This window comes from Pontixanthobacter sp. (assembly GCF_049682855.1).
In the GTDB taxonomy this organism is placed as follows: Bacteria; Pseudomonadota; Alphaproteobacteria; order Sphingomonadales; family Sphingomonadaceae; genus Pontixanthobacter.
In genome coordinates this window covers 202,864-215,658 of record NZ_JBAUIK010000016.1, presented here as the reverse complement: position 1 = coordinate 215,658, position 12,795 = coordinate 202,864, and the positions used below count along the sequence as shown (strand labels likewise).

The following is a 12,795-nucleotide window of genomic DNA, read 5'->3' as shown; positions in this document are numbered from 1 at the left end:
GCGGGGTGTCGGTAAGGCCGGCGACCCGTTTTTTATAACGATCATGCAATGACGCGATGCAAGGATAGCGCGGTCAGCGGGCGTGGGTATACCGGTACTCAACGGTACCGATTTATGCCCGATATCCCGTCTTACACTGGGCCGCACAGCGCGCATTATGGTGTTCGGACGTCCTGCGGCAAAAATCCTGATGGATATGGTTACCAATTATTAGCAACGATCAGCTAGGGATGTAAAATGTCCAACCATTAGACGAGCTGTGATTGCGCGCTTTTGAACTTTTAAGGTCTCTGATCAAAGGGAACACCCAGCCCGAACATGCTGGAAGACTACCGAGTCGTGGCCGCGAAGTAAGCGGTGCACGGCAGCGCAAGATCGCCCTTGTCGTGACCGCAATTCTGACTCTCGTTATCGGTTTGATCGAACTGCCATTGCCAGCTGAGGACGCTTACCGTGCAGTGCGGGCCGAACTGCGGGAAAAGGCGCCGCCTCAGGATATTGTGCTGGTCGAGATCGACGACCGAACATTGCGCGAATTGGGCCTCAGCGAACCGAAGCGCGCTCAAAACGCAGATCTGATTGATATCCTGTTCGCCAATGGCGCAAAGTCGATAGTGTTTGATCGCGCCTATGCTGACCCATCAGACATCGCGGACGATATGATCTTTGCTGACGCGCTTGCCAGACATGGCTCAAAAGTACGTTTGGGCGCTGCGCCACCCATAGATAATGGTCTGCAGCAGCACGATGCTCTTATCCCCAATTCCAATTTACGTCCTCATGCAAATCTAGCGTCTATGGTAGGCAAATCCAGCCCATTAAGCCTATCGGTTAGTTTTCCGACAGAAACGGCTATTTGGGATCAAAATATCCCTTCAATTTCATCGTTTCTTGCAGATTATGATGGCCCCGCAATCGTTTATCGTCCCGATTTTGCTTTCGACGTGGAACAGATACCAACCACCAGCTTCATTGATATCTTGAATTATCGTATGTCCCGAACAGATATTGCGGGCAAAAGCTTTATTATCACCGATACGTATCTCGGCTCTGACGATTTTAAAAGCCTTCCCTTCGGCAAACGAATTTCTGGCGCTTATTTTCACGTGTTGGGAGCACATACTCTATCTGAAAGACGTCCAATAGATTTGGGATGGGGGCCAACGGCCTGTCTGATCCTGTTACTCATCGGCATACAGTCGGGGCGTCGGAAGCCCTCCCGACAAGCTTTTTGGGCCACAATGTTGTTTGTCGTCGTGCTTCCACTGCCCCTTGATAGTGCTGGAATCAACATCGATATCATGCCTGGTGTTCTTGGCATGCTAATTGGATATGGGTTGCTGGGGCGTGTTTCTCGCAAGCATTTTTCCGATGACACCAGCTATTTAAGGGTATCTGCGCTTTTGACACAATCGAATGGCTTGAAAGAGAAAGATATCTTTGCCCTGAAAATGCGGAACCTTAACAGTTTATGTTCTTCATTGGCGCCATTAAAATCCAACGAAATAATTGAGTTTGTGGCAGATCGGATTGAAGCGTCTGAAGATACTTCGCGGCTCGCTTTTGAAAATAATACAATTATCTGGCTTAAACCTAAAGTCGGACCTGACGAAATTGCGGACCACTTAATGGGAATTCAGGCTATCTTCCAAAGCGGAATACTTATTAAAGGTCAGAGCGTGAATTTTTCCGTAGCGGTCGGCTGCGATACCAATCACGATATCTCTGCCAATGACCGTATCCAGAATGCCATTCAATGCGCGGAAGATGCCGCTGAGACGCAGTCAGCGGTCAAAGTGGCTGACAGCCATTATCTTTCTGCACGCAATGAGCAAACCGAATTGCTGTCAGATCTTGATCGCGCCATAGAACAGCATACCATCGTGCTTGGCTATCAGCCCAAAGTGATGATAGCCAATGGCGCCATATTTGGCGCCGAAGCTCTTCTGCGCTGGACACATTCTGATTTTGGCAAAGTGCCGGCGCAAAAGATCATCAGGCTTGCAGAGCAGCATGGACGGATCGCAAAGCTGACAGAATGCGTTTTGGAGATCGCGCTTGGAGAGGCGTGTGCCGCTATCGAATTGAACCCCTATTTCAAACTTTCGGTTAATATATCGGCGAAATCTCTTTCTGACGATACGTTTGTCTCAAAGCTCAAAGCACAGCTACGCAGGAGCGGTTTTCCAGCGGGGAATCTAATGCTTGAGATTACTGAAACCGCGCCGCTCGATGCCAGCAGAGCGGCAGAGACTCTGTCTCAATTACATTCGATGAATGTAGAATTGTCGATTGATGATTTTGGGACCGGTCAATCTAATCTTGATTATCTCAGACGTATTCCAAGTTCGGAAATCAAAATTGACCGTCAATTTGTCACAAATATGAACCAGTCGGCCGATGACAAGGCAGTGGTGATTGCGACCATCAATCTGGCGGCAGCTCTAAACCGAACCGTTATCGCAGAGGGTGTGGAAACCAAAGAGGTAGCCGACATGCTGGCATCCTTGGGATGCAAGCGGGCACAGGGATTTCTCTATTCGGGCGCAATACCGATCCGGGAATTGCTCGGGAAAATCTATCGAGGACGTATTGCCGCTTAGCAGCCCTTGCAATATCCTTAATATATGTTAACGATGTATTTAGCGCAGAGATTTTGCGTTTACAAAGGAGATCGTTATGTGGGACTATTTCATGGAGCTGTTCGGCCGGCGTTAATTCGCTTAACTTCTGAAATTGAAAAGCCCCGGTGAAAACCGGGGCTTTCTTTTTTCGGCATAAAGGGTTGATTTTCTGCGTTTCTAGAGCGCAGATACGTTCGCTTTATGCTTCCGGTAAGAAATCCGGTACGCTCAAATACCGTTCACCTGTATCATAATTAAAGCCCAGCACCCGCGAACCTGAGGGAAGCTCCGGCAGCTTTTTTGCAATCGCGGCCAGAGTTGCGCCGCTGGAAATGCCGACGAGCAAGCCTTCCTCAGCCGCGCAGCGGCGAGCCATGTCTTTGGCTGCGTCGGCGTCAACGGGGATGGCGCCGTCAATCGCTTGCGTGTGAAGGTTACCGGGGATGAAGCCTGCGCCGATACCCTGAATCGGGTGGGGGCCCGGTTGCCCGCCGCTGATGACGGGGGACTGCTCAGGCTCCACCGCATAGGCTTTCATATTTGCCCAGTGTCGTTTTAATTCTTCTGCGCAGCCGGTCAGATGCCCGCCCGTTCCGACACCGGTAATCATCACATCAATCGGTTCATCGGCAAAATCGGTCAGGATCTCTTGCGCGCTGGTGCGGATGTGCACCGCAACATTTGCGGGATTGTCAAACTGCGCAGGCATCCATGCGCCATCTGTTTGCGACACCAGCTCTGTCGCGCGTTCGATTGCGCCCTTCATGCCTTTCGCTTTGTCAGTGAGATCAAATGTCGCACCATAGGCGAGCATCAGTCGGCGCCGTTCTAGCGACATAGATTCTGGCATGACCAGAACCAGCTTATAGCCCTTGACTGCCGCGACCATCGCAAGCCCAATACCGGTATTGCCGCTGGTCGGTTCGATAATGGTGCCGCCCGGCTTCAGCTCGCCTGCCTCCTCCGCAGCCTCAACCATTGCCAAAGCGATCCGGTCCTTGATCGAACCGCCGGGATTGTCGCGTTCAGACTTCACCCACACCTCATAATCCGGGAACATGCGTGCAAGCCGGATATGCGGGGTGTTGCCAATGGTGGCGAGGACGGAATCGGCTTTCATCTTTTCTCTCCTGAAGACAATCTTTCTTGGTCACTATCTAGGAACTCTTCAGGCGGATCAAAGGTGCGCGTCGTCCGCAGCACAGGAAATAGCTGGCTCCAGACAGCAACGGTGATGATCGCGCCAGCACCGCCAAGCACAACCGCCAGAACGGGACCGATGAAATATGCGAGGGTGCCCGAGAAAAAATCCCCAAATTCGTTGGAGGCGGAGATCGTCATCATTGATACAGAAGATACGCGGCCGCGTTTATCATCGGGCGTGTGTAATTGAATGAGGGACTGCCGGATATAGACGGAGAACATATCTGCCGCGCCAACAATAAACAGCATCACGAGCGACAACGGCATGTAAGTAGACATGCCAAAGATGATTGTGGCGACCCCGAAGACCGCCACAGCGACGAGCATTTTAGGCCCGACACGGGTTCTGATCGGAAAAAACGAGAAGAACGCAGCTGTAATAACCGCACCGATTGCAGGGGCCATCGCCAGCTGGGCCAGACCCTGCTCGCCGACTTCCAGAATATCGCGCGCATAGACCGGAAACAGCGCAGTCGCTCCCGCCAGAAACACTGCAAACAGATCAAGCGTAATGGCGCCCAGCACCATTTTGTTACGCACGACGTATTGCAGACCGTCCAAAATCTGGCCGATGGGACGTCTCGCCGCCTGGGTAACGCTGCGCGGAACATCGCCTATTGTGGTCAGTGCAGCCAGCGATATCGCAAACAGCCCGAATGATGCAGCGTAGGGAAGGGCAGGCACCCAAGCATAAAAATAGCCCCCCATAGCAGGCCCCGCGATCATACCCGTCTGCCATGCGATCGACGATAAGGCGATGGCTTGCGGCAGACTGGCCTTGGGCACGAGATTGGGGGCGAGTGCTGATAGCGCAGGCCCTGCAAACGCCCGCGCAATTCCGAGTAGAATTGCCACACCAAACAGGCCTGTATGGGTGATTTGATCACTCCATGTCAGCCATGCCAGCAATGCCGCACAGGCCATCTGCAAAGCGACTGTCAGCCGCGCGACGGTGCGGCGATTGAACATGTCCGCCGCCAGCCCGGAAAAAGGCGTCAAAATGAATAGCGGCAAAAATTGCAACAGGCCAATCAGTGCCAATTGGCCGGATGATGCCGCCACACTCAAGCCGCTGTCGCGTGCGATATTATAGGTTTGCCAGCCAATAATCAGCAGCATGCCATACTGCGCCAATGTCATGCACAGGCGCGATACCCAATAGGCGCGGAAATTATGGATGCGAAATGGGTGGGGCGGTTGGCTCACCCGGTGGCACTGGCAGAGGAAATTACCGGTGCCAAGCAATCAGTTCGAGAGCGTGCGAATTACCGGCTTTTGCGCAGCCGAGGATTGGGTTGGATGGTGTCAATGACATTGATGAATTCGTCGAAGCGGATAATTCGCTCAAACTGAAAGCCGATACGTGGCTCGCGGGTCCAGATGACATAGGCTTCGATCCGGCCGATAATCGGCAAGCGAATAACCACGCGGTCACCGCGCGACATTTTTGGCCCTTCATCAACCATGAAGCCGTGCGCAGACAAATTGGTAATTGTCAGTTTGATATCGCCGCGCTGCGCATGTTCTGCGATCACAGGATGGTCAACCGGATGCCGCGCTCCGCGCCGCAGATCCGTGACTGACAGTTGTGCTCCGACACCCATTGGCCGATGACCCTCCTTGATCGCGTGGAAGAGCCCTAATGCGCTATAAAGCCTGATATTTTGTAAAGTTTTGTTGTCTCAATCTGGTACAGCTCACGCATTTCTGCGGATTACAGCGTTATTATCGCATGTTTTTTCTTACCCAGGCTGATCTTTTTTGTTTCGCCTTCGCTCGCCATTATCAGGTATCCAGCATCAGCGATCACTTCCTCATCAAGCTTGACCGCGCCTTCCGCCAGCTTGCGCTTGGCCTCACCGCCCGATGCAGCAAACCCAATTGCAGTCAGCGCCGCGCCGATCCTCATGCCCTCTGCGCCGACTGATAAGGTTGGCAGATCCGCCCCCGAACCGCCGCCTGCAAATGTTTCGGCGGCGGTCGCCTCTGCCGAACGAGCAGCATCCTCGCCCCGGACGAGCCTGGTCACTTCATTGGCAAGGATGACTTTTGCGTCATTGATCTCGCTGCCCTCCAGCGCCTCCATCTTGGCAATCTCGGCAAGAGACAGATCCGTGAACAGGCGCAGAAAACGGCCGATATCCCGGTCATCACAATTGCGCCAATATTGCCAGAAATCATAGGCCGGCAACTGATCTTCATTCAGCCATACAGCACCCGAGGCCGTCTTGCCCATTTTTCCGCCATCGGCAGTGGTCAGTAGCGGGGTGGTGACACCAAACAGCTCCGTCCCGTCCATCCGGCGGCCAAGTTCCACGCCGTTGATAATATTGCCCCATTGATCGCTGCCGCCCATTTGCAGGCGGACACCCATTACCTGCGCAAGATGGCGAAAATCATACCCCTGCAGAATCATATAATTAAATTCGAGGAAGGTCATTGGCTGTTCGCGGTCGAGCCGTAGTTTGACCGAATCGAAGCTCAGCATTCGGTTGACAGTGAAATGCGTCCCCACTTTCTGTAGCAATTCGATATAGCCAAGCGAACCGAGCCAGTCATGATTATTGACCATCACCGCATCTGTTGGGCCGTCACCAAACACCAGCAGCTGCTCAAAGGCTTTGCGGATGGAAGCGATATTCGCCTCGATCACATCATCTGTCAGCATCTTGCGGCTTTCATCGCGCCCGGTCGGATCGCCGATCCGCGTGGTGCCGCCGCCCATCACAACGACCGGTTTATGCCCGGCCTGCTGCAACCGGCGCAGCAACATGATCTGTACCAAGCTGCCAATATGCAGCGAAGGCGCGGTGGCATCAAATCCAATATAGCCCGGCACAATCTGCCTTGCGGCCAGTGCGTCCAAGGCTGACGCATCGGTCATCTGGTGGATATAGCCGCGCTCGTCGAGAACGCGCAGAAGTTCGGATGTGTAGCTGGTCATATATACCCTGTGATTTGCCCGCGAGCCTTAGCAATCAAATGTGCCCCTCGTAAGTGGGTTGCAGGTGCTTTTGGGTTAGGCAATAGGCGGATATATGCAAACATTAATCCTCCATCCCGATTGCTCCGCTGGCCCCATTCGCAGCGTCAGCGGCAATATCGAAGCAACACAGCAGGGCTGCAAAGCCCGCTTCCGCCTCGATGGCGATATCTCGAAAATCAAAATACCTGTTCACGCGCCCAGCGAGCGAATGGATAATCTGTGGAAGACGACCTGCTTTGAGATTTTCTGGCAGCCCGATGGCGGGCAGTATTACCGCGAATTCAATCTGTCCCCGTCAAGCCGCTGGGCCTGTTATGATTTTGACGATTTCCGCCTCAACAGCCGCGATGCTCCGGTGCAGGCGATATCGGTCGCCTGTGCGCATGATGCAGACCAGTTGCAGTTGGAAGCCAGCATAGCGTCAAGCTTACCATTACCTGCAAAGATCGCTCTCAATGCCATTGTCGAGGATGTAGGAGGGCATATTCAATTCTGGGCGCTCGCCTTTGATACGGGCAAGCCGGAATTTCACAGCGAAGTGTGCCGTGCACTTCATCTGGAGAACATCAAATGAGCGTTCAGTTCGGTATTGACCGCCTGCTGGCAGATCCCAATCTGCGCAAACCGCTGGAGGGAAAACGCGTCGCACTTGTCGCGCACCCCGCCTCGGTTACGGCGGATCTGACCCATTCGCTCGATGCACTGATCGGGGCGGGGGTAAATGTCACTTCCGCATTCGGGCCGCAGCACGGACTGAAAGGGGATAAGCAGGACAATATGGTGGAGACCCCGGACGAGATCGATCCGGTCTACGGCATTCCTGTGTTCAGCCTGTACGGTGAAGTACGCCGTCCGACTGGCCAGATGATGTCGAGCGCAGACGTATTTCTGTTTGACCTGCAGGACCTTGGCTGCCGGATTTACACCTTTGTCACCACGCTGCTCTATCTGCTGGAAGAAGCCGCCAAACGCGGCAAAGAAGTGTGGGTGCTCGACCGGCCCAACCCCGCTGGCCGTCCAGTAGAGGGGACTATCCTGCTGCCCGGATATGAGAGCTTTGTTGGCTCGGGGCCAATGCCGATGCGGCACGGGCTGACGCTGGGCGAGATGGGCCATTGGTTTATCGACCATTTCAAACTCGATGTAGAATACCGTGTCATCGCTATGGAAGGCTGGCAGCCAGAAGGCCCGGGCTACGGCTGGCCGCAGGACCGCATCTGGATCAATCCCAGCCCCAATGCCGCCAGCGTCAATATGGCCCGCGCCTATGCCGGAACGGTGATGATCGAAGGCGCTACTGTGAGCGAGGGCAGAGGCACCACACGCCCGCTCGAGGTCCTGTTCGGCGCGCCCGACATCGATGCAAAGGCGGTTCTCACAGAAATGCACCGCTTTGCTCCGCAATGGATGGAGGGCTGCATATTGCGCGAATGCTATTTCGAACCAACCTTCCACAAACATGCCGGAGAGCTATGCAGCGCGCTCATGATCCACGCCGAGGGGCCGCATTATGATCATGCAAAATTCACACCGTGGCGGTTGCAAGCACTCGCCTTCAAAGCGATCCGCAACCTCTATCCCAATTACGAACTATGGCGGGGGTTAGATTTCAAATATGAATACACCAAAGATGTGCTGGCAATCGACGTGATCAATGGCGGGCCGGGGTTGCGCCAATGGGTTGATGATGCGGCGGCTGAGGCTGGTGATTTGGAGGTGTTGGCGAGTAAGGATGAGGCGAGCTGGTCTAAACATACACCGTACTTGCTCTATTAAACGCAACATGTAGATTATTTGAAAATGTATTATCCTTTGATTATATACAAAACGATATTTTTATAACATTGAACAAACTTTTAATGTGATAATTTTTGATGAGAATTATTCGAAATTTTTATCAATTTAATGTATGATCTAACCAGCGAAAGGACTGCGTAATGTCAAAAAAAGGCCAACATGTTGTTCCATCTTCCAATGGCTGGAAGGTAAGGAAAGCTGGGTCTCCCAGAGCTTCGAGCACTCATGGTACTCAGAAAGAAGCCATTGAGACAGCAACTCGCATCGCACGTAACCAGAAAACTGAGCTTTATATTCATGGTCGAGACGGCCGTATTCGTGAGAGAAACTCTTACGGTAATGACCCTTACCCTCCTAAAGGGTAACTGAAGTGCCTCCATTTGAGCGATCAGTCTTCGTTAACTGTCCCTTTGACGAAAGGTTTTCGCCTCTTCTTCAAGCTATCGCATTCTGTATCGTCGATTTAGGGTTTTATCCCAGACTAGCACCTGAAAACTCGGACAATTCAGCAAACAGGCTCGAACGTATTGTTGAATTAATAGAAGGCTCGAAATATGGAATCCATGATCTCAGTCGCTGCAAAGCCAAGAAGATAGGCGAATATGCTCGCTTAAACATGCCTTTCGAATTGGGTATTGACCATGCTTGCGCTCGATTTGGAGCAGGCGAAGCGATTAGGAAAACCATCCTCATTCTTGAAGAAACTCGCTACGATTATCAGAAGAGCCTGTCAGATATCGCCGGTTGGGATATCGAAGCACATGCTGGTGATCATATCAAAGCCGTTCGTATAGTGAGAAACTGGCTTGTCAGACAAGCAAATGCCGATCCAATTGGTCCTGCAAAAATTCAAGGCAACTACGTGACATTCCAAGAGTGGTATTGGGAACGAGAACTATCACGCGGAGCTTCCGACGATGACATTTTAGACTACCCCACCGTTCATGTTATTGAGGCGATGCATGAATGGGTGCTTGCGGGTAAGCCTGATCAATGGAGCTGAACCGGAAGCCTAATATCGTCATAATAATGGCTTCTAAGCTTAGCCCTTTAGCATACTTGCGCCAAATCACCCACTCTTCCTAGTCAATTCCCGCATTGCATCATCCAGCCCGTCCAGCGTCAGTGGATACATCCGGTCATTGACCAGTTCTTTGATGATTTTGGTGCTTTGTGAGTAATTCCATTGCTTCTCGGGCACCGGATTGATCCACACTGTCGCGGGATAGGTGTTGGTAACGCGGCGCATCCACATTGCGCCCGCTTCTTCGTTCATATGCTCCACGCTGCCGCCCTGATGGGTGATTTCATACGGGCTCATCGCGGCATCGCCGACGAAGATCACTTTGTAATCATGGCCGTATTTGTGGAGGATATCCCATGTGTTGGTGCGTTCCTGCCAGCGGCGTTTATTGTCTTTCCACACGCCTTCATACAGGCAGTTATGGAAGTAGAAGAATTCGAGGTTTTTGAACTCGCTATTGGCCGCACTGAACAATTCTTCGACCATTTTGATGAACGGATCCATCGATCCGCCAACGTCAAGGAATAGTAGCAATTTCACCGCATTATGCCGTTCGGGCCGCATGCGTATGTCGAGCCATCCTTGTTTGGCTGTACCCTCGATCGTTGCATCCAGATCAAGCTCGTCCGCATTGCCTTCACGGGCGAACCGGCGCAGGCGGCGCAGCGCCATCTTGATATTGCGGGTGCCGAGTTCCTTGGTGTTGTCTAGATTTTGAAACTCGCGCTTCTCCCAGACTTTCACTGCTTTTTTATGCTTGCTTTCGCCGCCGATCCGGACGCCTTCGGGGTTATAGCCCGAATGGCCGAACGGGCTGGTGCCGCCTGTGCCGATCCATTTATTGCCGCCTTCGTGCCGCTTCTCTTGCTCCTCAAGACGTTTCTTGAGGGTGTCCATGATCTCGTCCCAGTCACCCAAGGCTTCAATTTCGGCCATTTCTTCGGGCGTGAGGAACTTCTCCGCGACGGCTTTCAGCCATTCTTCGGGAATATCGACCTGATCCTGTCCATAATCAGACAGGATACCTTTGAAAGTTTTGTTGAACACCTGATCGAACCGGTCGAGCAAGCCTTCATCCTTCACAAATGTCGCACGGCTCAAATAATAGAACGCCTCCGGCGTCTGCTCAATCACATCACGGTCAAGCGCCTCAAGCAGTGTCAAATGCTCTTTGAAAGATGCCTGTATACCGGCGCTGCGAAGCTCTTCTACAAAATCAAAAAACATCGGCCATTCTTACCATGTTGGCTCGGCGATGCCAGCCAGTTTCCGCAGCAGCCGCATATTCGCCGGTCTTAAGGCAAAAATAACCATATCCGAGCTAGGTGAAACCCAAACATTATGGGGCTAAACAGACGATGAAGCGTACAGAGTTCGATCTGGATGAAAGCCAGAGCATCGACACGATTTCAGAAAGCTGCGGTGAAGTGACCGTTGGCTGCGCCGATGTCGCGGGAATCGTCGAGGCAGTCATTACCTCATCGGAGCGGCTGCGGGCAGAACATTCCGCGCTTCAAGGCACAGTCGCGGAGCTGGAGGCTGACCAGCGAAAAGTATCCGAAGCCAGCGATGAAGCGCGTCTATTGTCCGAACGCGCGATGGAGCGGTTGGGGCAGGGCACACATTTGATACAATCCTCTCTCGGCCAGATTTCTGACCTGCTGGAATTGGTCGAAACGCTCACCCAGCATGTCACCGGCTTTGCTGCCGCGATGGAGCAAGTCCGCCGCTGTTCACAAGATATTGACCAGATTGCCGAGACGACCAACATCCTCTCGCTGAACGCAATGATCGAAGCGATGCGCGCAGGCGATGCCGGGCGGACATTCGCAGTGGTCGCGAATGAAGTGAAAAGCCTGGCTGGCGCGACGCGCCGCGCCACCGAGGAAATTAGCCGCACCATAGATACTCTGGGCGGCGAAGCGGAAACGGTGATCGCCAAGATCGAAAGCGGCGCAGCCGCCAGTAAACACGCGAAAGCCTCGGTCGCGCAGATCGAACAGACAATCGACAGCGTGGCCGATCTGGTGGAAGAGGTGGATCGCCAGAACGACCAGATCGCGCGCGCAACCGGCACTATCAGCGGACACGTGCTCAAAGTTCAGGATGTGCTGGATATATTTGATCATGCAGCTGTCGACAATGAAGGCAAATTACAGAAAGCGCACACACGGATGGCCGGATTGGAGCTGACCGCCAGCCAGATGTTTGATGATATCGTCAAGGCTGGCCTGTCACCGCGCGATTCCATGCTGGTCGAGCAAGCACAGACCTTCGCCAAAGAAATCGCCGCCAAGGCCGAGCAGGCGATTGAAGGCGGTACGCTGGATATCAATGCGCTGTTTGACCAGAACTATGTTCCGGTAGAGGGCAGCAATCCGCCGCGCTTCCGCACAGCCTTGAGCGATTGGGCCGACGCCCATTGGCGGCCGGTTCTGGATCACGTATCGCAGCAGGGCGGACCAATTAAAATGTGCTCGCAGGCTGATATGAACGGTTTCCTGCCCACCCATGTGTCAGACCGGTCACGCCAACCCAACGGCAATTTGGCACATGACACGCAATATTGCCGCAACGGCCGTATCCTGCTTGATGCCACCGATCAGAAGGCCAAGCGTAGCAATGCCCCCTACATGATGGCGGTATACCGGCAGGAAGGCGACGGCACCGACTATGTCGTAGTCCGCAACGTTTATGTGCCGCTATATATTAGCGGCCGCCGCTGGGGTGATTTTGAGGTGGGCTATGTGTTTGACGACTAAGGCTGGTTCTGGCTTTGATGCCGATAGGCTGCCAAACTGAGACATAAGCCTGCAAAACAATATGCCATACTGGCGCATATCAGAGCGACATACAAACCGGCTACACGTGCAGCCCGGTCGGGGGCGGTGCCCTGGGCAATGTTGCCCGCTAAAGACATCCACATCATGCCGAGTGCGAAACCCCAACCGGTGAATAAAAGGGCTGGACCTACGGCGCCATTGCGTAGGCTAGCGATACCACCTGCGATCAGTATCGCGGCGGCGACATAGTCCACCAGCCACCAGGGCCACCATTGCCACTGGCCCCAATTGATCAGCGTTTCAAAACCAGAAAGACCTACGCCGTAAAGGATCGCCATGATGGCAGAAGCACGCCGCAGGCGGCTATGCATCGTGCAG

At 53.2% G+C, this 12,795-nt stretch carries 12 protein-coding genes; 6 read left to right on the top strand and 6 right to left on the bottom strand.

Going from position 1 to position 12,795, the window contains the following annotated elements; genetic code table 11:
- The first annotated feature begins 263 nt into the window (after positions 1-263).
- A complete protein-coding gene (locus tag WA922_RS11000) occupies positions 264-2,603 on the top strand; it encodes an EAL domain-containing protein (RefSeq protein ID WP_424771746.1) in 2,340 nt (779 codons plus the stop codon).
- A 220-nt stretch (positions 2,604-2,823) separates the two neighbouring features.
- On the opposite strand, the gene cysK is transcribed toward WA922_RS11000, so the two are convergent.
- The 4 genes from cysK to tyrS form a co-directional block, all read right to left on the bottom strand.
- The gene (cysK, locus tag WA922_RS10995) at positions 2,824-3,744 is read right to left on the bottom strand and encodes a cysteine synthase A (RefSeq protein ID WP_424771745.1); all 921 of its coding nucleotides are present in this window, start codon (positions 3,742-3,744) and stop codon (positions 2,824-2,826) included.
- Complete coding sequence (locus WA922_RS10990; protein WP_424771744.1) at positions 3,741-5,033, bottom strand: MFS transporter; 1,293 nt, start codon at positions 5,031-5,033, stop codon at positions 3,741-3,743. Before WA922_RS10990 ends, cysK begins: the two co-directional genes overlap by 4 nt.
- Positions 5,034-5,092: 59 nt before the next feature.
- Positions 5,093-5,431: a PilZ domain-containing protein gene (locus WA922_RS10985; protein ID WP_424771743.1), complete on the bottom strand. Its 339-nt coding sequence runs from the start codon at positions 5,429-5,431 to the stop codon at positions 5,093-5,095.
- Positions 5,432-5,541: 110 nt separating this feature from the next.
- Positions 5,542-6,771: a tyrosine--tRNA ligase gene (gene tyrS, locus WA922_RS10980; RefSeq protein ID WP_424771742.1), complete on the bottom strand. Its 1,230-nt coding sequence runs from the start codon at positions 6,769-6,771 to the stop codon at positions 5,542-5,544.
- A 94-nt stretch (positions 6,772-6,865) separates the two neighbouring features.
- Here tyrS and WA922_RS10975 point away from each other — a divergent pair, with 94 nt between their 5' ends.
- The 4 genes from WA922_RS10975 to WA922_RS10960 all read left to right on the top strand — a co-directional run bounded on the left by WA922_RS10975 (position 6,866) and on the right by WA922_RS10960 (position 9,613).
- Positions 6,866-7,387, top strand: coding sequence for a hypothetical protein (locus WA922_RS10975; RefSeq protein WP_424771741.1), 522 nt, complete (start codon positions 6,866-6,868; stop codon positions 7,385-7,387).
- The gene (locus WA922_RS10970; RefSeq protein ID WP_424771740.1) at positions 7,384-8,589 is read left to right on the top strand and encodes an exo-beta-N-acetylmuramidase NamZ family protein; all 1,206 of its coding nucleotides are present in this window, start codon (positions 7,384-7,386) and stop codon (positions 8,587-8,589) included. Before WA922_RS10975 ends, WA922_RS10970 begins: the two co-directional genes overlap by 4 nt.
- Positions 8,590-8,750: 161 nt before the next feature.
- The gene (locus WA922_RS10965) at positions 8,751-8,975 is read left to right on the top strand and encodes a DUF2188 domain-containing protein (RefSeq protein WP_424771739.1); all 225 of its coding nucleotides are present in this window, start codon (positions 8,751-8,753) and stop codon (positions 8,973-8,975) included.
- Between the two features lie 5 nt (positions 8,976-8,980).
- Positions 8,981-9,613: a hypothetical protein gene (locus WA922_RS10960; protein WP_424771738.1), complete on the top strand. Its 633-nt coding sequence runs from the start codon at positions 8,981-8,983 to the stop codon at positions 9,611-9,613.
- Positions 9,614-9,679: 66 nt separating this feature from the next.
- On the opposite strand, the gene WA922_RS10955 is transcribed toward WA922_RS10960, so the two are convergent.
- Entirely contained in the window at positions 9,680-10,861 is a 1,182-nt protein-coding gene (locus WA922_RS10955) for a vWA domain-containing protein (RefSeq protein ID WP_424771737.1), read from the bottom strand.
- A gap of 131 nt (positions 10,862-10,992) precedes the next feature.
- On the opposite strand from WA922_RS10955, the gene WA922_RS10950 reads away from it, so the two are divergent.
- The gene (locus tag WA922_RS10950) at positions 10,993-12,396 is read left to right on the top strand and encodes a methyl-accepting chemotaxis protein (RefSeq protein WP_424771736.1); all 1,404 of its coding nucleotides are present in this window, start codon (positions 10,993-10,995) and stop codon (positions 12,394-12,396) included.
- Here WA922_RS10950 and WA922_RS10945 read toward each other — a convergent pair.
- Positions 12,393-12,788, bottom strand: a complete 396-nt coding sequence (locus tag WA922_RS10945; protein WP_424771735.1) for a hypothetical protein — start codon at positions 12,786-12,788, stop codon at positions 12,393-12,395. The two genes, WA922_RS10950 and WA922_RS10945, sit on opposite strands and share 4 nt — an antisense overlap.
- Positions 12,789-12,795: the final 7 nt, after the last annotated feature.